General features: G+C 63.9%; 23 protein-coding genes. 17 read left to right on the top strand and 6 right to left on the bottom strand.

Annotated elements, in window-relative coordinates; translation table 11 throughout:
- Nucleotides 1-9 precede the first annotated feature (9 nt).
- Nucleotides 10-1020, top strand: coding sequence for a pirin family protein (locus JOE69_RS05205; RefSeq protein ID WP_343876527.1), 1011 nt, complete (start codon nucleotides 10-12; stop codon nucleotides 1018-1020).
- Nucleotides 1021-1036: 16 nt separating this feature from the next.
- Here the strand turns inward: JOE69_RS05205 and JOE69_RS05210 are convergent, their stop codons facing one another.
- Nucleotides 1037-1978, bottom strand: a complete 942-nt coding sequence (locus JOE69_RS05210; RefSeq protein WP_309801178.1) for an N-acetylglucosamine kinase — start codon at nucleotides 1976-1978, stop codon at nucleotides 1037-1039.
- Between JOE69_RS05210 and JOE69_RS05215 the strand changes: the two genes are divergently transcribed.
- Nucleotides 1977-2999, top strand: a complete 1023-nt coding sequence (locus JOE69_RS05215; protein WP_309796671.1) for a nitronate monooxygenase — start codon at nucleotides 1977-1979, stop codon at nucleotides 2997-2999. The two genes, JOE69_RS05210 and JOE69_RS05215, sit on opposite strands and share 2 nt — an antisense overlap.
- A 14-nt stretch (nucleotides 3000-3013) precedes the next feature.
- A complete protein-coding gene (locus JOE69_RS05220; RefSeq protein ID WP_296365366.1) occupies nucleotides 3014-3514 on the top strand; it encodes an Lrp/AsnC family transcriptional regulator in 501 nt (166 codons plus the stop codon).
- 17 nt (nucleotides 3515-3531) lie between these two features.
- Here JOE69_RS05220 and JOE69_RS05225 read toward each other — a convergent pair whose 3' ends face one another.
- The 3 genes from JOE69_RS05225 to JOE69_RS05235 all read right to left on the bottom strand — a co-directional run bounded on the left by JOE69_RS05225 (nucleotide 3532) and on the right by JOE69_RS05235 (nucleotide 5716).
- Nucleotides 3532-3723, bottom strand: a complete 192-nt coding sequence (locus JOE69_RS05225; protein ID WP_296365369.1) for a hypothetical protein — start codon at nucleotides 3721-3723, stop codon at nucleotides 3532-3534.
- Complete coding sequence (locus JOE69_RS05230) at nucleotides 3720-4391, bottom strand: ArsR/SmtB family transcription factor (protein ID WP_309796675.1); 672 nt, start codon at nucleotides 4389-4391, stop codon at nucleotides 3720-3722. The genes JOE69_RS05225 and JOE69_RS05230 overlap by 4 nt, the downstream gene beginning before the upstream one ends.
- Nucleotides 4392-4468: 77 nt before the next feature.
- Complete coding sequence (locus tag JOE69_RS05235; protein ID WP_309796677.1) at nucleotides 4469-5716, bottom strand: MFS transporter; 1248 nt, start codon at nucleotides 5714-5716, stop codon at nucleotides 4469-4471.
- 155 nt (nucleotides 5717-5871) lie between these two features.
- On the opposite strand from JOE69_RS05235, the gene JOE69_RS05240 reads away from it, so the two are divergent.
- From JOE69_RS05240 to JOE69_RS05250, 3 genes are all read left to right on the top strand, one after another.
- Nucleotides 5872-6357 carry an Lrp/AsnC family transcriptional regulator gene (locus tag JOE69_RS05240; protein ID WP_296365373.1) on the top strand — a complete coding sequence of 162 codons (486 nt, stop codon included), beginning with the start codon at nucleotides 5872-5874 and terminating at the stop codon, nucleotides 6355-6357.
- A 14-nt stretch (nucleotides 6358-6371) separates the two neighbouring features.
- Nucleotides 6372-7367, top strand: a complete 996-nt coding sequence (gene corA / locus JOE69_RS05245) for a magnesium/cobalt transporter CorA (protein ID WP_296365375.1) — start codon at nucleotides 6372-6374, stop codon at nucleotides 7365-7367.
- Between the two features lie 178 nt (nucleotides 7368-7545).
- The gene (locus JOE69_RS05250; protein ID WP_309801179.1) at nucleotides 7546-8349 is read left to right on the top strand and encodes an aldo/keto reductase; all 804 of its coding nucleotides are present in this window, start codon (nucleotides 7546-7548) and stop codon (nucleotides 8347-8349) included.
- Between the two features lie 161 nt (nucleotides 8350-8510).
- On the opposite strand, the gene JOE69_RS05255 is transcribed toward JOE69_RS05250, so the two are convergent.
- Together JOE69_RS05255 and JOE69_RS05260 are read right to left on the bottom strand one after the other, a co-directional pair.
- Nucleotides 8511-9494 carry an aldo/keto reductase gene (locus JOE69_RS05255; RefSeq protein ID WP_309796679.1) on the bottom strand — a complete coding sequence of 328 codons (984 nt, stop codon included), beginning with the start codon at nucleotides 9492-9494 and terminating at the stop codon, nucleotides 8511-8513.
- A gap of 193 nt (nucleotides 9495-9687) precedes the next feature.
- On the bottom strand, nucleotides 9688-10245 hold the full coding sequence (locus tag JOE69_RS05260; protein ID WP_309796681.1) for a TetR/AcrR family transcriptional regulator: 558 nt from the start codon (nucleotides 10243-10245) through the stop codon (nucleotides 9688-9690).
- 97 nt (nucleotides 10246-10342) lie between these two features.
- Here JOE69_RS05260 and JOE69_RS05265 point away from each other — a divergent pair, with 97 nt between their 5' ends.
- The 11 genes from JOE69_RS05265 (at nucleotide 10343) to pstB (ending at nucleotide 23860) form a co-directional block, all read left to right on the top strand.
- Nucleotides 10343-11257, top strand: coding sequence for an SDR family oxidoreductase (locus tag JOE69_RS05265; RefSeq protein ID WP_309796682.1), 915 nt, complete (start codon nucleotides 10343-10345; stop codon nucleotides 11255-11257).
- A 68-nt stretch (nucleotides 11258-11325) separates the two neighbouring features.
- Complete coding sequence (locus JOE69_RS05270; protein ID WP_296365387.1) at nucleotides 11326-11529, top strand: hypothetical protein; 204 nt, start codon at nucleotides 11326-11328, stop codon at nucleotides 11527-11529.
- A 189-nt stretch (nucleotides 11530-11718) separates the two neighbouring features.
- Nucleotides 11719-12189 carry a hypothetical protein gene (locus JOE69_RS05275; RefSeq protein WP_296365390.1) on the top strand — a complete coding sequence of 157 codons (471 nt, stop codon included), beginning with the start codon at nucleotides 11719-11721 and terminating at the stop codon, nucleotides 12187-12189.
- 316 nt (nucleotides 12190-12505) lie between these two features.
- Nucleotides 12506-13591, top strand: coding sequence for a hypothetical protein (locus JOE69_RS05280; protein ID WP_296365392.1), 1086 nt, complete (start codon nucleotides 12506-12508; stop codon nucleotides 13589-13591).
- A 112-nt stretch (nucleotides 13592-13703) separates the two neighbouring features.
- Entirely contained in the window at nucleotides 13704-15245 is a 1542-nt protein-coding gene (locus JOE69_RS05285) for a hypothetical protein (protein WP_309796685.1), read from the top strand.
- A gap of 63 nt (nucleotides 15246-15308) precedes the next feature.
- The gene (locus JOE69_RS05290) at nucleotides 15309-18053 is read left to right on the top strand and encodes a hypothetical protein (RefSeq protein ID WP_309796686.1); all 2745 of its coding nucleotides are present in this window, start codon (nucleotides 15309-15311) and stop codon (nucleotides 18051-18053) included.
- Complete coding sequence (gene pstC, locus JOE69_RS05295) at nucleotides 18050-19069, top strand: phosphate ABC transporter permease subunit PstC (RefSeq protein WP_309796688.1); 1020 nt, start codon at nucleotides 18050-18052, stop codon at nucleotides 19067-19069. The genes JOE69_RS05290 and pstC overlap by 4 nt, the downstream gene beginning before the upstream one ends.
- 7 nt (nucleotides 19070-19076) lie before the next feature.
- Nucleotides 19077-20363 (top strand): phosphate ABC transporter permease PstA, encoded by a 1287-nt coding sequence (gene pstA / locus JOE69_RS05300; protein ID WP_309796690.1) that lies wholly within the window; start codon nucleotides 19077-19079, stop codon nucleotides 20361-20363.
- On the top strand, nucleotides 20360-22039 hold the full coding sequence (locus tag JOE69_RS05305; RefSeq protein ID WP_296365399.1) for a substrate-binding domain-containing protein: 1680 nt from the start codon (nucleotides 20360-20362) through the stop codon (nucleotides 22037-22039). Before pstA ends, JOE69_RS05305 begins: the two co-directional genes overlap by 4 nt.
- Complete coding sequence (locus JOE69_RS05310; protein WP_309796693.1) at nucleotides 22036-22986, top strand: sortase; 951 nt, start codon at nucleotides 22036-22038, stop codon at nucleotides 22984-22986. The genes JOE69_RS05305 and JOE69_RS05310 overlap by 4 nt, the downstream gene beginning before the upstream one ends.
- A gap of 7 nt (nucleotides 22987-22993) precedes the next feature.
- The gene (gene pstB / locus JOE69_RS05315; RefSeq protein WP_296365402.1) at nucleotides 22994-23860 is read left to right on the top strand and encodes a phosphate ABC transporter ATP-binding protein PstB; all 867 of its coding nucleotides are present in this window, start codon (nucleotides 22994-22996) and stop codon (nucleotides 23858-23860) included.
- Nucleotide 23861 lies beyond the last annotated feature (1 nt).

The raw sequence follows: 23861 nt of genomic DNA on the forward strand, positions 1-23861 counted from the left end.
ACTGGTCTGGTGACTAACGTGGAGTTCAACCCGGAACCGGTGTCCTGTCCCGGCTCCACCCCATCGACACCGTGCGTGCAGCTCTGGCCGGCGCGAAATGTACCACTGGGCGGAGTACGCGGCGTCACCGTGGCACGGACGCTGCCGCAGCGCGGCATGCCGACCGTTGGAGCGTGGTGCTTTCTGGACAGCTTCGGTCCGGCTGCCCCAAACATGTCGGTGTTGCCACACCCCCACATTGGCCTGCAAACCGTGACCTGGCCACTGTCCGGAATGATTCGGCACCGGGACTCTCTCGGCTCGGACGTCTTAGTCCGGCCGGGCGAGCTTAATCTGATGACCGCAGGCAACGGCGTGGCGCACAGCGAATTTTCCTGGCTGGGCGAGTCAACCGACGATGCTGCCGTCGGCACCATGCGCGGCCTGCAATTGTGGGTGGCCTTGCCCGAGGAATCTCGGCACCGTGCAGCAAGCTTCGAGCAGCACCGCGAACTGCCCGTCGGCACGATCGATGGCCTGTCAGTTACCGTGTTACTCGGCGAGTTAGCCGGGCTGCGCTCGCCCGCCACCACGTTCAGTCCGATCGTCGGCGCGCAGCTTGAATGCTCGGCGCGCAGCTCGACAGTACCGCTGAACCGGCTTTTCGAACACGCGATCCTGGTTCTCGATGGCACCTTGGAAATCGACGGCACGACAATTCCCGCCGGACCATTGGCTTTCCTCGGTGCCGGTCGCGCCGAGTTGACCGTCCGGGCTGCGGCAGACAGCAAATTTTTGCTGATCGGCGGCGAGCCGTTCGGCGAGGATCTGCTCATGTGGTGGAATTTCGTCGCCCGCAACCAGACCGAAATCGAGGCTGCCCGGGCGGATTGGGAATCCGTCAGCCAGGACACCGCCTCGGCTCGGTTCCCGGTGGTCGCCGGGCATGGGCCAGAGGCCGGTGCCGAAGCCGGGCGGATCCCGGCGCCGCCTTTGCCCGCCGTGAAACTCACCCCGCGCCGGCGCAACCCGCAGACCTAACCACCGGCCAGTGCGTTCAGCCGGTCTGCGCGGCGAGATCCAGGACGCCGAAGATCGGATCCTGGTCGAGCACCCGGACCTCGTGGTAGCCGCTGGCAGCCAGCTGCCGCCGGAAGACCTCCTGCAAGGGCGGTTGATGCATGCCCAGTCCGGACCCGAGCACGATTGGGCCCTGGACCCGCAGCTGCCCCGCCACCTGGGCGGCCAGTTCCGCCAAATCGGTACCGGCCCGTTCGATCATCGCGCTGCTTTCCGGATGGCCTCCCGCTGCCGCATCGAAGACCAAGGGCGACATCGCGGCCCAGTAACGCCGCGACGTGCCGGAGTGGAAATGCGCGATCAGCTCGCCGGGCTCGGCCAATCCGCATTTCGCCAGCAAGGCCTTGGTCAGCCCATCCGGTGCCAAGCCCAGATTCATCCGGTGCAGGCTGTGCCGCACAGCCTCCCGCCCGAACCAGTAGCCGCTGCCTTCGTCGCCGAGCAGATAGCCCCAGCCGCCGGCCCGGGCCTGCTCGCCCCCGGCGTTGATGCCCCAAGCTGCGGAACCGGTTCCGGCGATCACCGCGACCCCGGTATCGGCATGGCCCGCGGCCAGCAGCAGCCTGGTGTCATGGACCACGGTCACCGGCACTCCCGGCACGTTGGGCCGGATCAGCGCAGCCAGCGCTTCGGCGTCGGCCTCGGTGTCGATTCCGCCGGAACCGGCGAACACGCGATCGACGGAGCCCGCGGGGAAACGCGAAAACAGCACGCGCAGATTTTCCCGCGCCTCGTCCACACTGACGTTTTGCACATTGGCGCTGCCAGTTTGTTCATCGGCGACCACTTCGCCGTCGGACCAGAGAATGCCGCGGGTTTTGCTACCGCCGATGTCCAGGCCGATGATCGCCGGGGCAACGTGGTAAACCGGTACAGGAGTTGAGTTCACGTCCCTAAGGATAGTTGGCAGGAGGATCATGTTTTCGTCATCGATCATCGTGGCGCCGATGGCTGGCGGCCCGAGCACCCCGGAACTCGTCGTTGCGGCCGGCCAAGCCGGCCAACTCGGGTTCCTGGCCGGCGGCTACAAAACCGCCGAGGCATTGGCCGGGCAGCTGGACCGGCTGGCCGACTCCGGGGTTCCGTTCGGCGTGAATCTCTTCGTCCCGGACCCGCGCCCGGTGGACCAGCAGGCAGTGCGCGGCTATCGCGAAAAACTCCGTCATGAAGCTGCCCGCTACGGCATCCGGCTCCCGGAGTTGGCCACCGAGCCGGACACCGACGCGTGGTCCGCGAAAATGGACCTGCTGTTCCAACAACCAGTGCCATTCGCCAGCTTCGCCTTCGGCCTGCCCAGCGCGGCCGAAGCCCGGCGGTTGCGCTCGCTGGGCACCGAAGTCATCGCTTCGGTGACCACGCCGGTGGAAGCAGGTGCCGCCGCTGCGGCCGGCGCCACCGCGCTCATTGTGCAGCATGCCAATGCCGGCGGGCACAGTGCGGCCTTCCTCGACCTCGACGCGAAGCCCGGCAAGGCGCCGCTCGGCGAGCTGCTCGCCGCCGTCCGGCAGGTCAGCAAACTGCCTCTGGTGGCAGCCGGCGGCATCGCCGACGCCGCCGGAGTCGCCGCCGCGCTCGACGCCGGCGCTTCGGCGGCGCAACTGGGCACCGCTTTCCTGCTGGCAGACGAGGCCGGGACCCGGGCAGTGCACCGGGCGGCCCTGGCCGGCGGCGAGTATCCGGAAACCGCCCGCACCCGGGCGTTCAGCGGCCGATGGGCCCGCGGCCTGGCGAACCGGTTTCTCCTGGAACACCGGGACGCGCCGAACGGATACCCGCAGATCCACCATTTGACCTCGCCGATCCGGGCCGCTGCGGCAGCCGCCGGAGATCCCGACGGCGTCAACCTCTGGGCCGGCACCGGATTTGCGAAAACCAGTTCCGGCAGCACTGCGGAAATCATTGCGCGGCTTTCCGGTTCGTCCGGCGGACCGAGCCGTTAGAATGGGTGACTATTATGGCGCAGACGAATCAGCCGAAAAATGACCTCCCCTACGGCGCGGAAATCCTGGACGAAATCGACCGGAAGATCGTCGATCTGCTGATCGCCGATGCCCGGATCACGAATCGGGATGTCGCCGACGCGGTGGGCATTGCGCCGTCCACCGCGCTCATGCGCACCAGGGCTTTGGTTGAACGCGGTACCGTGACCGGGTTCTCGGCACAAGTGAGCTTGGCCGCGATCGGCCGCTCGGTGCAAGCCCTGGTCGCGGTCCAGCTGCGCGCGCACGATCGGGTGGAAATCGACCGGTTCACCTCCACGGTGCCGAAGCTCCCCGAGGTGCTGACCACCTTCCACACGTCGGGATCGGTAGACTACCTGCTGCACATCGCGGTGCCCAGTGCCAGCGCACTGCGGGATTGGGTTTTGGACAACCTGACCACCGATCCGGTGGTCGGCCACACCGAGACCACCCTGGTGTTCGAGCAGATGCCGGGTTACCCCGGGCCGCTCTGAGCCGTTCGCGGCGCGGGCTAGCGCAGATTCCGGATGTGCATTTCGGCTTGTATCCGTGCCGATTCACTCTCCGCGCGCTCCCGGAAAATAGTCGAATCAATCGGTTTCTGATCGTGCCGGGTCGCCCAATCCTGCAGCGCGACTCCGGTCGATTCCGCCATTGAAGCGATGACGCTGCGCCGGCGGCGGGGCAAACGGTCCTTGTTCATGATTGCTCCTCGGTTGGGTTCGTCGGCACCTCGGCCGGTTCCGGAAAAGCGTCCAGCCGCGGGTCCAGAATCGGGAATGCGTTGATATGGATCTGCACCGCCCGTTGGCCTTCGAGTTCTCCGACGGCTTTGATCTGGTCGAGCAGGGTCCGCGAATATTCGTTGATCTTCTCGACGTAATCCGCGAGCTGGGTGGAATTCATCGGCAAGGTCGCCGTGCCGGATGAACTGGCCTGCGCCCAATCCAGGTCCAGCACGTCGTCGCCGTATCTGGTGAATTCGGCCAGCAACTCGGAGCGGTATGCCGCGTAGTTCCGGTCGATCAAGCGCACGGCTTCAACCATGTCCGGGCTGCTGAAGGACCTCGATGACGGGATATTGATCCCGCCGGGCGTGCGCTGCCACCAACGTTCCCGGGTGGTCCCTTTGCCTTCGATCTCTTCGACCAGCCGGTGTTTGGCCAATTGCCGCAGGTGGTAGCTGGTGGAACCGCTGGACTCGTCCAGGAGCTCGCCCAGACTGCATGCTGTCTGCGGGCCGAACTGGGACAGCGTATTCAGGATTTTGACCCGCAGCGGATGCGCCAGAGCCTTCAGCGAGGCCATATCGAGATCCCGGGGCGCATTGGATCTGCGACTTGTCGGACTCTGCTCCGCTGGCGTGCTCATGTCTCGAGATTACGCTTGCAAAGAAGTCTTTGCAAGCATTTCTTTGCAAAGACTTCTTTGGAAATTGCCGACCCTGCTCAACGGCGGTCCAGCGCGCCTCGGAGCAGGACCGCGCTCAGCGCCAGAAGTGCGGTGACGACCAAGGCGATGAATCCGAGGATCGCCGCGGGCAAACCCCACCGCGCGGCGGCCGCCCCCAAGCCCAGCACCGGAAACGCACTGCCCAGATAGGTCAGAACATAAACCGTGCTCACGATCTGCGCATGCTTGGCCGGCTCCACCGCCAATGACACCCGATTGAAGACCACCCGGAAGGCCAAACCCTGGCCCGCTCCCGCGGCCAGGCAGGAGACCACCAGAAGCCAACCACTCCCGGTGGCTCCGGCGACGCCCAACAACCCGAGCGATGCCGCCAACACCAACAGGCCCGCCGGCGCCAAGAACTTGCCGCCGGCGCGGAACAACTGGCTCAACGCCGAGGCAGCCAGCGTCAGGCCGGCCAGGAGTCCGATCAACGGGCGCGAGTCGGTGCCGACGATCTGCGCGAAATAGCCCGGCGCCAGGGACAGGCAGAAGCCGAAGACCGCGAAACTCAGGAACCCCACGGCAGAGGCGGTCCAGAATTGGCTTCTGGCCTCCCGGGAAACCGAAGGCCGGCGCGGCGCCAGCGCTTTGACCGTCGGAGTCGCGCCGTCGTTACTGGAAAACGCGATCGCCGGGCGGGCCCGGAGCACGGTCAAGGGAACCAGCAAAACCAGCAGCAGCACCGCGTGCAGGTAGAACGGCGTTCGGGTGTGCTCCGGCAACAACGAGAGCAGACCACCCACCAGCGGCCCGGCAGCGACTCCGCCGGAGGAAGCGAACAGGGTGAATCGGGACGCCCATTCGGGCCGGCTGGGCAGCAGCTCGCGCAGGGCCGCGGAACTCGCTCCGGTAGCCAAGGCCACACCCAGACCCTGCAAGGCCCGGCCCAGGCTCAAGCCCAGCAGATCCTGCGCCGCACCGAACAGCACTCCCCCGGCCAGGCCGAGCAGCACCGCAATCAGCAAGGCGGCGCGGCGGCCGATGTGATCCGACCAATGGCCCGCGGCCAGCAAGCCGGCAATGAGCGAGAACACATAGGCGCTGAACGCAATGCTCACCGCCCAGGAGTCCAAGCCCAAGGAACTCTGCAGCAGAGGATAGAGCGGCGTCGCCAAGTTGGCGCCGATCAGCAGCACGAAAAGCGTGGCGCCGGCGAGCACCAAACGAGTGGAGCGCGAAGCGTCCCAACCCCGGCTGCCAGCCAGGGCGGGCCGCATCCTGAGTTCCGAAAGAATGGTCATGTGTTCCCGATCACATTGTGGTGACGAAAAGTTCAAGCACTTTTGATGCTTTCAGCCATCAGATTGCGTCATTGCTGACCCAAAACACCAAGAAATTCTTTCAAATTGGTAAAAATAATCAATCATGACGATTTGCGATGCGGAATACTGATCATATGAATCAGTTGGACGCCACCGACCTCGCCCTGCTGCTCGAGTTGATCGCCGATCCCCGCGCCCAGATCGGCGAGCTGAGCGACCGTTTGGGCGTGGCCCGCAACACCGCGCAATCCCGGATCCGCCGCCTGCTCAAATCCGGCGTGCTCCGCGACGGCGGACGCGAAGTGGACCTCGCCGTCGTCGGCTATGACGTGGTGGCGTTCGTCACCATCGAAGTCAGCCACCGGGAGCTGGACGGCGTGATCGCCGCCTTGCGGAAACAGCCGCAAGTGCTCGAGGTGCACGAGATCTCCGGCCGTGGCGACGTCTGGTGCCGGCTCGCGGCACGCGACGTGCAGCATCTGCAGAGCGCGCTGCGGACCGTGTTGCGGATCCGCGGTGTGATCCGCACTGAAACGTCGCTCGCCCTGCACGAACACATCCCGTACCGGGTCGAGCCGCTGTTGCACGGCATGGCCAAACGGAAATCCACGCCCGGATGAGTTGATAATGGACCGTGACCATCATCGACAACGCCGTGTATGTCAACGGGCGGCGTACCGCCGATCCGGTAAGCCTGCAGCAGACCTATGAGACCCTCGCCGAGCGCGGCGGGATGGCCTGGATCGGGCTGTACCGGCCGACGGCGGAAGAAATGGCTTCGGTCGCGGAGGAATTCGGACTGCACGAACTCGCGGTCGAAGACGCAATCGCCGCGCATCAACGGCCGAAGCTCGAACGGTACGACGACAATCTGTTCACCGTACTCCGGCCGGCCCGCTACCTGGACTCCGAGGAAGAGGTCGAGTTCGGCGAGCTGCACATCTTCACCGGCAAAGATTTCGTGATCACGATCCGGCATGCCGAAACCTCGGGGGTGGCCCAGGTCCGGCAACGACTGGAGGCGGAACCGGAGCTCCTGGCGCTCGGCCCGGAGGCGGTGCTCTACGCGATCCTGGACCAAGTGGTCGACGACTATGGACCGGTGGTGGCCGGCTTGGAGAACGATATCGATGAAATCGAAGACCAGTTGTTCGCCGGCGACCCCCAGGTTTCCCGGCGTATTTACAAGCTCTCCCGGGAAGTGATCCTGTTCCAGCGCGCCATCCAACCGCTGCAAGCGATCATGGAACAACTCAAAGGCGGGTTCGAAAAGTACGATGTGAACATCGAGCTGCAGCGGAACCTGCGCGATGTGGCAGATCATGTGGCCTCGCTGAACACCAAGGCCGACGGCTTCCGGCAATTGCTGCAGAACGCGCTCACCGTGGACGGCACGCTGACCGCGAACCGGCTCAATGAGGTCAGCGCGAAACAGAACGAAGAGGTCAAGAAGATCTCCTCCTGGGCGGCGATTTTCTTCGCGCCGACCTTCGTGGCCAGTGTCTACGGGATGAACTTCGAGATCATGCCGGAACTGAAATGGGACTTCGGTTATCCCTTCGCGATCTTCCTGATGGCGCTGCTCTCCGGCGGCATGTTCCTGATCTTCAAAGCCAAGAAATGGCTCTAGACCCAGGGCCCAAGCCGTCGCGCACTTCGCACGGCCGCTGGATTCCCAGCGAAATCCCACCTCGGAACCGGAATAAGATCCTTGACCCTCCGGTTGCCGCCAAAGTAAGCCGAAATCCCAAGGAGAATACTCAGTGACCGTCAACGTCCCCAACGTCACCCTCAACAACGGCGTCAGCATGCCCCAGCTCGGACTGGGCGTGTGGCAAGTGCCGGACGACCAGGCCACCGCAGCGGTGCTCAGCGCGCTGAACTCCGGATACCGGAGCATCGACACCGCGGCGATCTACGGAAATGAAGCCGGGGTGGGCCAAGCCGTCGCCCAGTTCCTCGCAGAGTCCGGCGTCGACCGGTCCGAGCTGTTCATCACCACCAAGTTGTGGAACGCGGAACAGGGATACGAGAAGACTCTGGCCGCCTTCGACGAGAGCCTGAACAAGCTGGGGCTGGATTACGTGGATCTCTATTTGATCCACTGGCCCGAGCCGAACCACGATTTGTACGCCGACACCTGGCGGGCTTTCGAGGAGATCTACGCTTCCGGCAAGGCGAAAGCGATTGGCGTCTCCAACTTCGAGCAGGACCACCTGCAGAAGCTCATCGATCTCGGCGGCACGGTTCCGGCGATCAACCAGATCGAACTGCACCCGAATTTGCAGCAGCGTGAATTGCGAGCTTTCGGCAAGGCGCACGGCATCCACACCGAGGCCTGGAGCCCGCTGGCCCAGGGCCATCTGCTGGAAGATGCCGCACTCGCCGAAATCGCGGCGGCGCACGGCAAATCGCCGGCCCAGGTGATCATTCGCTGGCACCTGCAAACCGGCAATGTGGTGATCCCCAAGTCGGTTACCCCGGAACGGATCGCGGCGAACATCGATGTCTTCGATTTCGAGCTCAGCGATGCCGAGATGGCCGTCGTGGACGCCTTGGACAAAGCGGGCCGAGTCGGTCCGCACCCGAACGATTTCCACATGGAGAAGTAACTCCCTCCTTTCAACCCAACGCGCGAGTGCACATTTGGTGCGGGTGTTTCCGGAACACATCCGCACCAAGTGTGCACTCGCGTTGGGTCCCTACGTGGCGAACGGAGTTCGACACGAAAGGGCGCGAGTGCGCACGTGTGCACTCGCGTTGGGATCGGGGGCTATTTATTCAACGCCGCCATGCCGGCCTCCGGATACCGCTCCCCTACTGCCGCGGGCAACGAAGCCAGCCGATCCAACTGCCCGGTCGAGAGCACCAGCGCATCCGCCCCGACGTTGTCTGCCAAATACTTGATCTGCCGAGTACCGGGAATCGGCGCGATGTCATCGCCTTGCGCCAACAGCCACGCCAAGGCCACCTGGGCCGGGGTCGCCCCGGCCTCGGCGGCAACCGCGTCGACCGCTTCGACAAAACGGATGTTTGCCTGCAGATTCTCCCCGGCGAACCTCGGGTTGCTGCGCCGGAAATCGTCCTCGTCCAGCTGATCCACGCTGCGGATCGTGCCGGTCAGGAATCCGCGGCCCAGTGGCGAATAGGGTACGAATCCAATGCCCAGTTCGCGTACCGTCGGCAGAATCTCAGCCTCCGGATCCCGGGACCAGAGCGAATACTCGGTCTGCAACGCGGTCACCGGATGCACGGCATGCGCACGGCGGATCGTCGCGGGCGCCGCTTCGGACAGCCCGTAATAACGGATCTTGCCTTCCTCGACCAACTTCGCCAACTCGCCCACCGTGTCTTCGATCGGCGTCTTCGGATCCATCCGGTGCTGGTAGTACAGGTCGATATAGTCGGTGCCGAGCCGTTTGAGCGAGCCTTCCACGGCCAGCCGGATATTCTCCGGCCTGCCGTTCAGCCCGCGCACCGAACCCGCAGAGTGGTCGATATTGCCGAATTTGGTGGCAATCACCACCTGGTCGCGCCGGTCCGCCAGCGCCGAACCGACCAATTCCTCATTGGTGTACGGACCGTAGATCTCCGCAGTATCGAAAAACGTGACCCCGAGGTCGAAGGCGCGATGAATCGTCTTGACCGCGCCGGCGTCGTCCGTGCCCGCTCCGGTGTAAAACGCACTCATCCCCATGCAGCCCAAACCGAGCCGCGAAACTTCCAGGCCCTGCGAACCCAAAGCGATCTTCTTCATGGCGTTCCTTTCGCTGAAGTGCCGATGGCCTCACGCTACGACTTGGAGTGCACTCCAACGCAAGGGCCGGCCAAAATCTCGCGCGAGCGCACAGTTCACGCGAGTGTTTTCGGAAAACACCCGCGCCAAGTGTGCGTTCGCGCGAGGAGGAGGGGTGCGAGGTGCGGGTGCAGTTTGCTGATACGGGTTTGGCTCAGGGCTGACTGAGCCGGCCGACGGCGGTGACCACTGATCGGCGCAAATCCTCCCGGTCGGCGTCGGAATGATCCGGCGGAAGTTGGAATACCGTCTGGGTGACCAGGGCGCTCACCATCATGTGCAAGACCTGCGCCGGCAGATCACCGGAAATGACCCCTGCCTCCTGCGCCTGCTTGATCGACGCCGCTTTGCGCTCGCCCGCGGCCAGGACCTCGCTGCTGCGGACGCCAGCGCCGTGCCGCTCCAATTGGTCCCAGAACACCAAACGCATCTGCTCGGCCCGGGCCAGCGAGAAATCGAACAATCGGCCGGCATAGCCGGGCAGGTCGGCCGTATCGATGGGCACTTGATCGATGACCGCGATCACCATCGCCTCGAAAACCGCCTCGAAAAGCCCGTCTTTGGAACCGAAATAGGTATAGATCTGCGCCTTGTTCGAACCCGCTGCAGCGGCGATCCGGTCCACCCGGGCACCGGCAATGCCGTACTGGGAGAACTCTTGGATCGCCGCCTCGAGAAGCCGCTGTTTGGTTGCCTGTGCATCACGTGCCATGACTCGATATTACTAACCAGTTAGTTGACAAACAAGTCAAAAGCAGTTTTACTAATTATCAACCAACCAGTTAGAAACTTCAGATACGGAGCACCCGATGTACAACGTTCCAGACCAAAGCGGCAAACTCGCCATCGTCACTGGCGCCAATTCCGGCACTGGCAAGGAAGCTGCAACCCGGCTCGCCGGAGCCGGCGCGAAAGTCATCCTCGCGGTCCGCACGCCGGAAAAGGGCGACGCTGCGGCGGCCGACATCCGCAGCATCCATCCCACGGCCGACCTCGAGGTCCGGCGCATCGACCTCGCGGACCTGGCCAGCATCAAGGACTTTTCGGACGGCATGATCGCCGACGGCAGGCCGGTCGATTTGCTGCTCAACAATGCCGGAGTGATGACTCCGCCCAGCCGAATCGCCACCAAGGACGGCTTCGAGCTGCAATTCGGCAGCAATTTCCTGGGCCCGTTCGCACTGACCAATCGACTGCTCCCCCTGGCACTGAAGGCTGCGCGCCCGCGGATCACCACGATGAGCAGCGGGATGGCGAACTTCGGAAAAATCAATTTCGACGATTTGAATTGGACCCGCAAGTACCGCAGCGCCGCGGCCTACTCGCAATCCAAACTCGCCGACCTAATGCTTTCCCGGCGCCTGGCGGATGTAGCGCTGGAACGCGGCTGGGATCTGATCAGCAATGCTGCGCACCCGGGCTTCACGAATACCAATCTGCAGACTGCCGGTGCCAGCCTGGGCCAGGAAAAGCCGACCAATGCCTGGTTTACCCGGCTGGGCCTGCTGCCTTCGCAGGAACCGCAGCAAGGTGCCGAACCGATGCTCTACGCGGCCACCAGCCCGGAAGCCATCAACAAGGGCTACTACGGACCCTCCGGCCGCTTCGGCTTGGTTGGCCCGACCGGCGTCGCCGGGCTCAATCGCCGGATGCGCGACGACGAAGTGGCCCGCAGACTCTGGGACGCTGCCGAAGAACTGACCAGTACCCAGCTTCCGGCCTGAGTTCACCGGCAGTTCACCCGCTCTGGTTAGGCTCATGCCGATAACCAATAGACACCATGGGGAGCGTCATGAACCACAGCCAACGGAGCAAACTCAAAGCCGGTGACCGGATTCGCCTGGAGTATCCGCACGGCGCGGCCACCGCCGGCGTGGTGGACGAACACACCGCCGATTATTCTGTGGTTTGGGTGCATTTGGACCACGGTCAGGGACGCACCATGCTGTTGGCCGGCGACGACGTTTCGATTGTGCGGCAGCCAAGCGCCGGCTGAGAAATTCCCAGGCCGGAAAGTTAACCATTTAGACGCATCTTCTTCATGTAAGCCTGGCGGCGAATTCAGCGAAGCCCCCAAGGGTTAGAACCCTTGGGGGCTTCGCTTTTTCCATCTTCATTCGAAAGTGCCTTCATGTCCGTCGTTCGCATAATGGTTGCGTCCTTCAGCAATTCCCAGGACCTCGTTTTGCATAGCTGGCTCCGGCATCGCAATCGGGTGATCGAAGGCCGGTTGATCGCGGGCTCCAGCCTCGACGACGAGGCTTTCGACCCGAGCATCGGTGCCGCGTGGAAACCGATCGAACCCAAAGACTTCGGCCAGGAATTCGATGTGGACCGGGTCTTCGCTTGGCGGCTCCTGACCTCTAACAACCGCGAATTGGCGCGCAGCGCGGGGCTCTTCTTCCGATTCGCCGACGCCCAGGCCGACGCCGCCGACGCGCAGCAGAGCGCCGCCCGGATGGAGTTCGACGCCGTCGTCGACGGCTCCGAAGGCACGCAGACGTGGCGCGGCAGCCTCGCCGGACGACCAGTCGTTTTCGGTTCGCGCTGGTTCCGGATGGAACGCGACCGGGAACGCGCTTTGCAGAATGCGTTGGCGATTTTGCCGATGGCGCATTTGGCCGAAACCGCGCAATCCGTGGGGTCTTCCCGGTGATTTCACAACCGAGGGTCGCAATTTCTCAGAAAAGAAAGCCGCGACACCCAATGTTCACCCAACGGCCAGCGGTACTTCGTGTTCGCGTGGACGGAGCGGGCGGGCCGCGCAGCAGAATGGATTCAGGTTGCTCAGAGATAATCCAGCAATCTCACAGTGAATCATCAGAACTTCCTTGTTGAAGGCTGGCTATAGCCATGTCTTGACGAGGATGGCCCGCCCCGGGTTAGAGCCGGGACGGGCCAAAAACTACAGAGGTAATCCGCGTCTGTAGTAACGTAGTAACAAAGCATTCTATCAAGGAGATATACCGAGAATGAAGAAGTCTGTTCTTTCGCTCGCCGGTGCCGTTTCTGTCGGCGTCGTTGCCCTTGGTTTGATCGGTTCTTCCGCTGCTGTCGCCGATCCGGGGTCGGCCACCGACTACCGCACCTACGCGGCCGTCGGCTCGGACACCACCCAGTCAGTCTGGAACGGCTTGGCCAACGGCACGGTCAGCCCGTCCGTTGCTTCCTGGGATGCCTTCCCGCCCGCCCCGTCCGCCACGATCCAGACGAAGAGCTCCGGCCCTTCGTTCAACCGTCCGCAGGGCTCCGGCGCCGGCGTTCAGGCTTTGAGCGCTTCCTTCGATGCTTCGAACCACAACTACCAGGGTGTCGACATCACCAACCAGGTCGATTTCGCCCGTTCGTCCTCCGGCGCTGCCAAAGACGGCACCGACCTGACCTACCTGCCGTTCGCCCGCGACGCGGTCAGCTTGGCAGTCAAGACCTCGGCCGCCGGCAGCGTCGATGTTTCAACCCAGCAGCTGGCGAACATCTACAGCTGCGTCGCCGGTGCGAACACCATCACCGTGGGCACCACCACGGTCACGGTCAACGCCAAACTGCCGCAGGCCAGCTCGGGCACCCGCGCTTTCTTCCTCAAGGCAATCGGCGTGGCCACCCCGGGCTCCTGCGTCACCACGGTGGGCGCTGAGAACGACGGCGGTCAGCTGACCGCCAACGGCGATGTCATCCCGTTCTCGGCTGCACAGTGGATCGGCCAGAAGAATGGCGTTGCCACCAACACCATCACCAACGACGAGATCCTTGCCTCGGTCAACACCTTGGCTCCGACCGCCGGCAGCGGCTCCAGCCTGACCCCGGGCGCGCTTTACGGCAGCACCTCGGCCGAACCGTCTACCGCTGCAGGCACCTTCGCCCGCGACACTTACAACGTGGTGACCACCGCCGCGTACACCTCCAACTCGGCGCTCGCCACCACGGTGCTGAAGTCCGACCTGAAGAAGCCCGCCGCGATCAACCTGATCAAGAGCTACGGCTTCCTCACCCTGAGCTACGTCGGCGACCCGACCGTCGGCGCCGGCCTGGCTTCGCACCAGTCCAAGTTCAAGCACTAAGCACCACTCGAACCAGTAACCACGGACGGGCGGCGGACTCCCAGTCCGCCGCCCGTCTGGTTACCCCCCAGCACCTCCCGTCGATTGCTCGCATCCTAGAGAAAGCTCCGTCGTGTTGATCAAGAAATCCGGAAAATTCGCGCTCGTGCTCGGAATCTCGCTGCTAGTCCCGGCTTTGGCCATCGGCGGGGTTTCGGTTGCCAACGCCGCAGACCAGACAACCTCCGGCGGATCCGCCACACTTGTCCTGCAACCCAGTTCCGGCTCTTGGGCGAGCGGCAACGCCGGAGACCCTTCGCCGATGGTCAAGTTGAGCGCGAAGGTGACCTGCCCTTCCGGTAGCGATTTTCTGACTCCGTTCATCACGGAGCCCGGCAGCGAGCTTCCTGCCGTGACCGCGACGTCGACGGTTCGCAGCGCCTACAAGATCTCCCGACCGGATTCACCGGTGTCGCTTTCCGGCCCGGTTTTCGAATCGGACCTGCTCGATGTGTCGACCTTCGGCAGCTACGCCACCGCGCAATCGGCGAGCATCCCCGACGTGAGAGCCGCGTTGGAGGCCAACCACACCTACAGTTTCGGCCTGGCCTGTTCGGTATACGGCTCGGATATGACCTTTACGCTCAGCGACGGGAAACCCATCGTCGTCTGGACTGCTTTCAAAACCGATGCGGCCAAGAACTGGAGTGTTCCAGCGCCCAAGGCCGACACCACGGTGAAGCTCAACGGCGCCTCCGCCGAGCCGACCAGCGCGACGCTCACCGCCGAGGTCGATTCGGCTGCCGCCGGCGGAACGGCATCCGATGCCAAGGGCAGCGTCGAATTCTTCTCCGGCGGCAAGTCCGTCGGCACGGCAGCTGTTTCCGCAGGAAAGGCTTCGTTCAAGGCCAGCGGGCTGACCGCCAGCACGAAATACAGCTACACCGCCAAATACGCGCCTGCTGCGGATGACGAAAAATACAACGCCTCTCCGATGTCCGACGAAGTCAGCGTGACCACCGCCAAAGATGGCAGCAGCACCGCGAACGGTTCGGATGCCGGCAGCACCACGAACGGTTCGGCGAGCGCATCCGGAGCCAACGGCAGCGCCACTTCCTCTGGCGCGAACGCCGGCGCCACCGCGAATGGTTCGACGGCCGCCTCCGGATCGAATGCCGGCGCAGCAGCCGGTGGCGACACCGCCGCGGCCAACTCGAACGCCAGCAGCGCGGCCAACGGCACCCCGCCGACGCTCAGCGAGGGCGGCAGTATCGAGGCAGGCAAAAGCTACACCGTGGCGGCACCGGCCGGAACCTTCACCGCGGGCGACTCGATCGCCGGAGAACTCCACTCGGACCCGATCGCACTGACCGAAACCGCTTCCGCCGCGGCAGACGGCTCGGCGAGCTACACCTTCACGGTGCCGGCTTCGCTGCCGGCCGGCGCGCACCAACTAATCCTCACCGGGACCCCGTCCGGGGCGAAATACACCCTGAACCTCACTGCCTCAGGCACCGGGAACAGCCCATTCGCACCCTTGACCAATTGGATTTCCAGCAGCGCCGCAACTCCGGCCGGGATCACCATGATCTTCGGCCTGCTGCTGCTCCTGGTTGCCGCGACCGCGGTTGGCTGGCACTTCCTGATCAAACGCCGCGCACCTCGCGAAAACTGATCCCGCACCGGGATCAGTCCAGCGAATCCGCATGATCGGCAACCATATCGGGGGGACCCTGCAATGAAATTTTCACCATCTGCGCTTCTGCGATCGGCCGCAACGATTGCTTGTGCAGCACTAGTGCTCGGCGGCTTGCCGGCATTCCCGGCTCAGGCGGTTCCTGAGCCGGGAAACTGGGGAGCCAATGGCAGCGTCGTGACGCCGTCCGCGGTCACCGCACGTTGGGACAACAAAGACAACCCGGCCACGAGCCAAGTCCCTCGGGATGAAACCCAGGCTCTGAGCCACACCGCCGGCAAAACCTATGCCGACATTCCGCCCTTGATCCAAAACCGGTACCGGACCGCCTTCGGCGCGGACAACGGCCAGGGCGGGCTGCAGATGACCGTGTCGCAGACCACCGGCCTAGTCAACCAAGCGATCAAAGTGAGTTTCTCCGGGGGGCCGAAGAACGCCGTGATCGGCGGAAACCAGTTCAAATACGTCCAAGTCTTCCAATGTTGGGGAGCTATCGGGGCCGACGGCAAACCCGATCCGCAAGCCAGCGCTCCGGATCCGAGCACCTGCCAGATCGGGGCCAACTCCAACCCGACCGATTTCATGACCCAAGGCAGCCGGGGCCTGTTCGCGGATCCGCTGCTCAAAGGCGGCGATCGAGAGACTGCCGCGAATGCCCCGCTCGTCGGCATCGACGGCGCGACGTCGCCGGTCGACGTGGCAAGCAACAAATTCTTCAACCAGACCACGACCAATGAGATCAACGCACTGCCTTTCGATGGCGAAGGCAAAGCCCAAACCGTTTTCGAGGCGCAGACCGGCGCCGAGGCCAATTTCATGGGTTGCGGGGCGGCCAAAGACCGTCCCAGCACTCCGTCCTGCTGGCTCGTGGCCATTCCCAAGACACCGGACATCGACCAGTTCAGTTATCCCTATGCCTACCGTTCCACCTTCGCACCGTCGGTCTGGGCGCAGCGGATGCAAATAAAAATCGAATTCCGGGATGCTCCGGCGTACTGCTCAGGCAGCGCTGCCCGGACGCTCTCCGCTGGTTCGGAATTGCTCGCCTCGGCGATGTCGTCCTGGATCCCGGCGATGTGTTCGAACATCAAACTGGCCACCGGATTCTCTTCGCTCTCCGATGCCCAGGCCCGCCGCCAGCAGGCAGACAATGCGCAGCCGATGATCTTCACCACCGAACCTTCGGCCGGAGCGCTGCACGCCCCGGCGGCCTTGGCCGGCGTCGTAATCAGTTTCAACATCGGCATGCTGGACCAGACCGCCGGATACCTGGGGCCGGTGCCGCAGTTGAAACTGAATGCCCGCCTGGTCGCGAAACTGCTCACCCAGTCGTACCAAGCCGGCATGGGATTGGACGCCAACTCCGACGGCGGCAAGGTCTTCGCCGCCAAGGTGCCCTGGGCCAAAGACTTCTTGCCGTCCATCATCACGGACCCGGAATTCGTCAAACTCAACCCGGGGCTCTCGAAATTCATCAACAAAGGTTCCTTCACCGGCGGCAACATCCAACTTGAAGCGCTCAAATCGGATGCCGCAGACCGGCTCTGGAAATGGATCGCTGCGGACCCAGCCGGTTCCGGTTTTTTGAACGGATGCCCGGATGAGAGCGGCAACGTGGTGAATCCGTTCTACTCCACCCGCAGCTACCAGGGCTGCCAAGCCCAAGCGGGGGAACTCGAAGCCGTCGCGAAAGCCCGGCGGCAAGCAACCGCTACCCCGCCCACCTATGCCAACCTTCCACTCGGCTACCCGACGGACGGCACCAGCTACCCGCTCCCCGGCTGGTATGAATCCATCCCGATCATCCGAACCGGCGATGGTCCGGTTCTGGATCCCCAAGGGAATACCCAGGTCGACCCCAATAAGCTCCCGTTGACCATGCCAGACGTCTACCCGCGCCAGGATTCCATGCAGGCCACCGGGAAAAACGCCTTCCGGGCGATCACGCCGAGCAATCAGACGTGGTGCGGCAAAAAGGAGGCCTGCGTGCAGCCGGACTTCCCCGGAGTCGGAAAATGGACCTCGAGCACCAAGACGCCGGCGGACCTGGCCTCGCGGTTCTCCCTCGCGGTCACCGATACCGCCACTGCCGCACAGTACCAGCTGCCTACCGCCCTGCTCTGCGATTCGAGCGGCAACGCCTGCGTCGGCGCGGACAGTACTAGTTTGACCAAGGAAGCCTCGCGGTCAACTGCCGCCGGACCGGACGGCGTCTTTCCCCCGGCTCCCGGGCCGGATTACGCCGGCGGTGCTTATCCCTTGACGCTTCCGGTGTACGCAGCGGTGCGGACCGAGGGAATCCTGCCGGAACAAGCAAAGCCTTTCGCCCAGCTGATCCAGTTCATCACCGGCACCGGCCAGATCCCCGGTACCGCTTCCGGCCAGTTGCCGCCGGGGTATGCGCCGCTGACCCCGGCGATGACCGCCCAAGCGGCGGCCGTGGTCAAAGCGCTCAATGAGATCAAGGCGAAGCCGGCCCCGCAGGTGGAGAATCCGGCCGCCCAGCCGGGGATCGTCCCCGTGCCGGCAGCCGATTCGCCCAGCGACCAATCCCCTCCCGAGCTGCTGAAGCCCGATGGGGCAAATGCGCCGGCCGCGGAATCGGCAGCCAAGCGGACCAAACCCGCCGATGCCCCGGAAGTCAGCAGCGCCTCAGGGACTACCGACGCCATGTCCAGCATCATCGGCCAATTCACGCTGTTGATCTTGCTCGGCCTCGGCCTGCTCGCCGCTCTGGCAGCTCCAATTCTGCGTCGGATCGGCAAAAAGACCGGGGCCGGTTCATGACAGTCATCGATCAGGCACCCGCAGCCGACGCCGAAGCGGCCACACCGCGCGCCATCCGGCAACGCCCGGAACGGGCCGATCACGTTTTCCGCAGCCTGACCCGCGGCGGCGGAATCATCGTGCTCACGGTGATGATCCTGGTGGGCCTGTTTCTGACGGTCAACGCAGTCCAGGCGATCTCCGCACGGGGACTGGTCGAGTTCATCACCACACAGGACTGGGCACCGGAATCGAACAACTTCGGAATCGCGGCGGTGCTGAGCGGCACGGTGATGATCGCCATCGTCGCCCTGACCCTGTCGTTGCCATTGTCCTTGGGCACCGCGCTTTTCATCACCGAGATCGCCCCGCCGCGGATCCGCGGCATCCTCACCTCGGTCATCGATCTGATGGCGGCCGTGCCTTCGGTGGTGTTCGGACTCTGGGGGCTGGCTTTCCTGCAGGTGAACATCGTGCAGTTCAGCCAGTGGCTCTCCACCTGGTTCGGCTGGATCCCGATCTTCCGCGTGGACGGCGCCGACCCGGCAAATCCTTTGCCCAATGACGCGTTGTACACCTCGTCCACGTTCATTGCCGGGCTGGTCGTCGGCCTGATGATCGTGCCGATCCAGACTTCGATCATGACCGAGTCGTTTTCCCGGGCCCCGATCGGCGAGCGCGAAGGCGCCTTCGCACTGGGCGCCACCCGTTGGGGCATGATCCGCTCTGTGGTGCTCCCGTTCGGCCGCGGCGGGATCATCGGCGGAACCATGCTGGGACTCGGCCGCGCGCTCGGCGAGACCATCGCGATCTACTTGATCATCTCGCCCATCTTCACGATCAACTTCCACATTCTGCAGAACGGTTCCAACTCAGTTGCCGCGCTCATTGCCCTCCGCTATTCGGAATCGAACGAGTTCACCATGTCCGCGTTGATGGCTGCCGGGCTGTCCCTGTTCCTGCTCACGATGGCGGTCAATTTCACCGCTTCGGCGATTATTTCCCGCTCCCGCTCCGGCGCGGAAAGCGAGGGCTGAGGACGGTATGGACACCATGACCAGGCGGCGGGATTCCCGTGCCGCCGAACCAAAGACCTTCCTCCCCCGGGAGCTGATGCCGGCCGAAGCCGTCGCCGAACCGCGGGTCCGGGTAGGCATCTCGCTGCACGAAGTGCTCACCGCCGTCGGGTCGTTGCTCGCAGGTTGCGCGATGGGGCTGCTGTTGAGCCTGGGGCTGGGCTTGATCCCGCTCGGCTGGGCGCCGATCGTTTCCTTCATCTGGTTCTTGATGTTTTACACCTGCCTGGTTTTCCTCAGCGACCGGGGTCCAGCGGTCCGGGATCGGTTTTGGAGCGTGATCCTCTGGTCCGCTGGGGCGATCGTGGTCGGTTGCCTGGTTCTGGTCATCGGCTTCACCGCGACCCGTGGCTGGGACGTCTTCCGCTACGGAAACTTCTTCGTCCAGGACATGAGCCTCACCGGCCCACTGGCCGGCCTCGACAGCGGCGGCATCCTGCACGCTCTGGTCGCGACGCTGGAGCAGATCAGCATCGCGCTGCTGCTCTCCGTACCGCTGGGGTTGACCACCGCGATTTTCCTGAACGAAGTGGGCGGCAGGTTCGCCAAGTTCGTCCGCACCATCGTCGAGGCGATGACCGCGCTGCCTTCGGTGGTCGCCGGCCTTTTCATCTACGCGGCGATCGTGGTCGGGGTGACCCGGCAGTTCAACGGCTTTGCAGCCTCCTTGGCGATTACCGTCCTAATGCTGCCGATCATCATCCGCTCCTCCGACGTCGTGCTTCGCCTGGTCCCCGGAAACCTCCGCGAAGCTGGTCTGGCACTCGGCGCCGGGCAGTGGCGCGTGGTGCTGCACGTGGTTTTGCCGACCGTACGGTCCGGTCTGACCACCGCGATCATCCTCGGCACCGCGCACGGCATCGGCGAAACCGCCCCGGTGCTGCTGACCTCGGGCGTCACCAACAACTTGAACTTCGACCCGTTCAACGGTCCGCAGACCTCGCTCCCCTTGGCGGCTTTGGAATTCGTCAAATCGCCGCAGCCGAACATGATCGCCCGAGGTTTCGCGACCGCGGCCTTCTTGCTTTTCGTGGTGCTGGCGATGTTCATCACGGCGCGCATCCTCGGCGGCAAGGAAGCGGGGAAGTTGAGCAGCCGGCAGCGCCGGCAACGGGCCACCCAGTCCCGGTTGACCTTGATGCGCATCAACCGGTCGAATGCCGAACGCAACGTCTATTCGCGGGACGCCGCCCTGCGGTCCGAGCCCGATGGCCCAACCGGGTCAGAAGACCAATCCAGGAAAGTACCGCAATGAAATTCAGTCGTATTGCCCGTCCGCTCGCCGTGCTCCTCGCTGCGTTCTTCGCAGTCTCTTTGATCGCACCTCCGGCGAATGCGCTGGACCGGATCTCCGGCAATGGCTCGTCCTGGGCCGGAAATGCCATCAACCAATGGGTGACCGATGTCAAAGCACAGGGCCAGACGGTCGACTACACTCCGGACGGTTCCTCCTCCGGCCGGAAGAATTTCGCCACCGGCCTCAGCGACTTCGCGATCTCGGAAATCCCGTTCAAAGGCGACACCGCCGACAAACAGGACACCAACTTCCCGAATTTCGCCTACTCGATGCTCCCGGTCGTCGCTGGCGGGACGTCGTTCATGTACAACCTCCAGGTAGGCGGAAAGCGGTTGCAGAACCTCCGACTGTCCCAGGACACCTTGGCTGCCATCTTCAGCGGCGACATCACGCAGTGGAATGACAAGGCCATCGCGGCCACGAACCCCGGCGTAGCCCTCCCCGCGCAACGGATCACCGTAGTCGTCCGGTCCGACGGCTCGGGGGCCACCGCGCAGTTCACGCTCTGGATGCTCCGCAAGTTCCCACAGCGCTACGCCTCGCTCTGCGCCAAAGCCAAATGCGACCCCAGCGCAGCCACCAGCTACTTCCCGTACCAGAACATCAGCAACTTCACGGCCCAGTCAGGCTCGAACGGCGTGACGACCTACACCACGAACACGCCCTTCACGATCAACTACGACGAGTTCTCCTACGCCAAAGGCGTGGGTTTCCCGGTAGCCCAGATCCAGAATGCCGCTGGCTTCTACACGATCCCCACGGATTCGGCCGTGGCGGTGGCTTTGACCCAGGCCCAGATCAACAAGGACAAGAATTCGCTCAACTACCTCAGCCAGGACCTCTCGAAGGTCTATGGCCACGGCGATCCGCGAACCTATCCGATTTCCGCGTACTCCTACATGATCGCCCCGGCCCAGCTGCAGGGGAATTTCAGCAACAACAAGGGCGCAGCGTTGGCGAACTTCGCCGCGTATTCATTGTGCGAAGGCCAACGGACCATGGGGAGCTTGGGCTACTCGCCGCTGCCGATGAACTTGGTGCTCGATGCCATGGACCAGGTCCGGAAGATCCCTGGTATCGACGCGGGCACTCTGGCGAAGCTCGAAGCGACGACCAAGAGCGTATCCACCAGCGCCGGCAACCCCTGCAACAACCCGACCTTCAAGCCCGGTGACGATCCCCAGGTAAACCAACTGGTGCGCACGGCGCCGTTCCCGGAAGGCTGCGATGCCAAATGCCAGGCTCCGTGGTCGAAAGTCAATGCAGCGGTGAACGGCGGTGGCGCCGGCGGGCCGGCGCCAGCCGGGCCCGGCGCCGGAGACAAGCCGGCCGCCGGCGGAACCGGTGCGGCGGCTACCGATGCCAAGCCCGATGATGCCGCAGCGGCGCAGACCGATGCCACCGAATGCGATCCGGAAACCGGGCTCTGCGCTACCGGGGGCCAGAAGGCCGGAACGGGCGCCGGACAAGCCGCCGTGGCGAATCCGATCGTGCTGGCCGGAACCAACGGCTGGGGGTCCAAAGAAACCATGTTGGTAGTCGCCTGCGTCTTTGCCGTAGCCTTTTTGCTGGTCCCGCCATTGATCTTCCGGATGACTTCCAGCCCGCGAACCCGCCGTCGAAACGGGCAATGATGACCCTTCTCGTCGAAAATCAGAGCACCGAAACGCTCGCCGAACCAAAAGTCGCGCCCGCCCCAGCCCCGGTGCCGGAGGCCGTGGAAGCACCCAAACGCTGGATCTGGGACGTCGGAATCATCCTGCAGATGTTCGCGGTTCTGGTCATCGGGCTGCTGCTGAACCTGGTCTTCGTGTCGCAGCTGCAGTATTCGACCTCCCAATCCGCCTTGCGGCAGGATTTGCGCTTGCAGCTGGCACAGGGATCGGCGCCGATCGGGCAGAACACCATCGAGGGAACGCTGACCCCGTTGGGAACTCCCATCGCCTTGCTGGAGATCCCGCAGTTGAAGAAATCCGAAGTCATCGTCGAGGGAACCACGTCCGCGCAGACTGCGGTGGGCGTCGGCCACCGCAGGGATTCCTCGTTCCCCGGCCAGGCCGGCACCGCAATCCTGATGGGGCGCTCCGGCGCGTACGGTGGTGTCTTTTCGGCGATCGGCACCTTGAAGCCGGGGGCCCGCTTCGCCGTCACCACCGGGCAAGGGACCTTCACTTACCAAGTCATCGGCAGCCGACGCGCGGGCGATCCGATGCCGCCGACGCCTAAGCCGACCGAGGGGCGGTTGACCTTGACCACGGCCGCAGGAGTTCCGTTCATGCCCCAGGACGTCCTGCGCGTCGACGCGCGCCTGGTCTCGGAAGTGGCGCCCACCCCGCCCAGGGTCTTTGCCGCCGGTGAGAAGAAACTCCCGGAATCCGAGCAGACGATGGGTCAGGACTTCTCCGGCATGCTGGGCATCATCATCTTGTTCCAACTTCTCACCGCAGCGGTCATCGCGGCCATTTGGTGTTGGAAACGATGGGGCAAATGGCATACCTGGATTGCTCTGGCCCCCATCCTTTTGACCATTTCGATTCTTCTCGGGAATCAAATCAACATGATCCTTCCCAACCTTTTGTGAGGCCCCGATGAGCACAGATTCCCTTTTCACCGAAACCATTCCGCAGCTGAGCCTGGATGAAGCACCGCCCCAGCTGCCCGAGCTGTTCGGCCCCGAGGTCGCCTCCGAACTGGATGCCCGCAACATCAGCGCCTGGTTCGGCGACCACAAGGTCTTGGACCGGGTCTCGCTGACCATGCACGCCGGGCAGGTCACCGCATTGATCGGCCCTTCGGGCTGCGGGAAATCGACCTTCCTGCGGATCCTGAACCGGATGCACGAGATGATCCCCTCCGCATCCTTGGCCGGCGAGGTGCTGCTCAACGGCACCGACATCTACGATCCCGGCCAGAAGATCACCGCGGCTCGGCGCAACATCGGCATGGTGTTCCAGAAGGCCAACCCGTTCCCGGCGATGTCCATCTACGAGAACACCATCGCCGGTCTCAAACTCTGCGGCATCCGCGCCAATCGGGCGCAGAAGGACTTCCTGGTCGAAGACTCGCTGCGCAAGGCCTCGCTCTGGGAAGAAGTCAAAGACCGTCTGGAACAGCCCGGCGGCGGTCTCTCCGGCGGTCAGCAGCAGCGTTTGTGCATCGCCCGCTCGCTGGCGATCAGCCCGCAGGTGCTGCTCATGGACGAACCCTGCTCCGCCCTGGACCCGACTTCCACCCGCCGCGTCGAGGAAACCATCGAATCCTTGCGCGGCCAGGTGACCATCGTGATCGTGACGCACAATATGCAGCAGGCTGCGCGGGTCTCCGACACCTGTGCGTTCTTCCTCGCCTCGCAGAACACCCCGGGAGTGATCGTGGAGCACGGCGAAACCCACGCGATGTTCAACTCGCCGCAGGACCAGCGCACCAACGACTACGTCAACGGCCGCTTCGGCTGAT

The organism is Arthrobacter russicus, from assembly GCF_031454135.1.
GTDB classification, from domain to species: domain Bacteria; phylum Actinomycetota; class Actinomycetes; order Actinomycetales; family Micrococcaceae; genus Renibacterium; species Renibacterium russicum.

Excerpts from the sequence above, each read along its gene's own strand:
- pstC (WP_309796688.1), top strand. The coding sequence starts at position 18,050 with ATGACAGTCATCGATCAGGCACCCGCAGCCGACGCCGAAGCGGCCACA.
- JOE69_RS05220 (WP_296365366.1), top strand. The coding sequence starts at position 3,014 with ATGGCGCAGACGAATCAGCCGAAAAATGACCTCCCCTACGGCGCGGAA.
- JOE69_RS05265 (WP_309796682.1), top strand. The coding sequence starts at position 10,343 with ATGTACAACGTTCCAGACCAAAGCGGCAAACTCGCCATCGTCACTGGC.
- pstB (WP_296365402.1), top strand. The coding sequence starts at position 22,994 with ATGAGCACAGATTCCCTTTTCACCGAAACCATTCCGCAGCTGAGCCTG.
- JOE69_RS05250 (WP_309801179.1), top strand. The coding sequence starts at position 7,546 with ATGCCCCAGCTCGGACTGGGCGTGTGGCAAGTGCCGGACGACCAGGCC.
- JOE69_RS05210 (WP_309801178.1), bottom strand. The coding sequence starts at position 1,978 with ATGATCCTCCTGCCAACTATCCTTAGGGACGTGAACTCAACTCCTGTA.
- JOE69_RS05215 (WP_309796671.1), top strand. The coding sequence starts at position 1,977 with ATGTTTTCGTCATCGATCATCGTGGCGCCGATGGCTGGCGGCCCGAGC.
- JOE69_RS05235 (WP_309796677.1), bottom strand. The coding sequence starts at position 5,716 with ATGACCATTCTTTCGGAACTCAGGATGCGGCCCGCCCTGGCTGGCAGC.
- pstA (WP_309796690.1), top strand. The coding sequence starts at position 19,077 with ATGGACACCATGACCAGGCGGCGGGATTCCCGTGCCGCCGAACCAAAG.
- JOE69_RS05305 (WP_296365399.1), top strand. The coding sequence starts at position 20,360 with ATGAAATTCAGTCGTATTGCCCGTCCGCTCGCCGTGCTCCTCGCTGCG.
- JOE69_RS05230 (WP_309796675.1), bottom strand. The coding sequence starts at position 4,391 with ATGAGCACGCCAGCGGAGCAGAGTCCGACAAGTCGCAGATCCAATGCG.
- JOE69_RS05240 (WP_296365373.1), top strand. The coding sequence starts at position 5,872 with ATGAATCAGTTGGACGCCACCGACCTCGCCCTGCTGCTCGAGTTGATC.
- JOE69_RS05270 (WP_296365387.1), top strand. The coding sequence starts at position 11,326 with ATGAACCACAGCCAACGGAGCAAACTCAAAGCCGGTGACCGGATTCGC.
- JOE69_RS05260 (WP_309796681.1), bottom strand. The coding sequence starts at position 10,245 with ATGGCACGTGATGCACAGGCAACCAAACAGCGGCTTCTCGAGGCGGCG.
- JOE69_RS05310 (WP_309796693.1), top strand. The coding sequence starts at position 22,036 with ATGATGACCCTTCTCGTCGAAAATCAGAGCACCGAAACGCTCGCCGAA.
- JOE69_RS05290 (WP_309796686.1), top strand. The coding sequence starts at position 15,309 with ATGAAATTTTCACCATCTGCGCTTCTGCGATCGGCCGCAACGATTGCT.
- JOE69_RS05280 (WP_296365392.1), top strand. The coding sequence starts at position 12,506 with ATGAAGAAGTCTGTTCTTTCGCTCGCCGGTGCCGTTTCTGTCGGCGTC.
- JOE69_RS05255 (WP_309796679.1), bottom strand. The coding sequence starts at position 9,494 with ATGAAGAAGATCGCTTTGGGTTCGCAGGGCCTGGAAGTTTCGCGGCTC.
- JOE69_RS05225 (WP_296365369.1), bottom strand. The coding sequence starts at position 3,723 with ATGAACAAGGACCGTTTGCCCCGCCGCCGGCGCAGCGTCATCGCTTCA.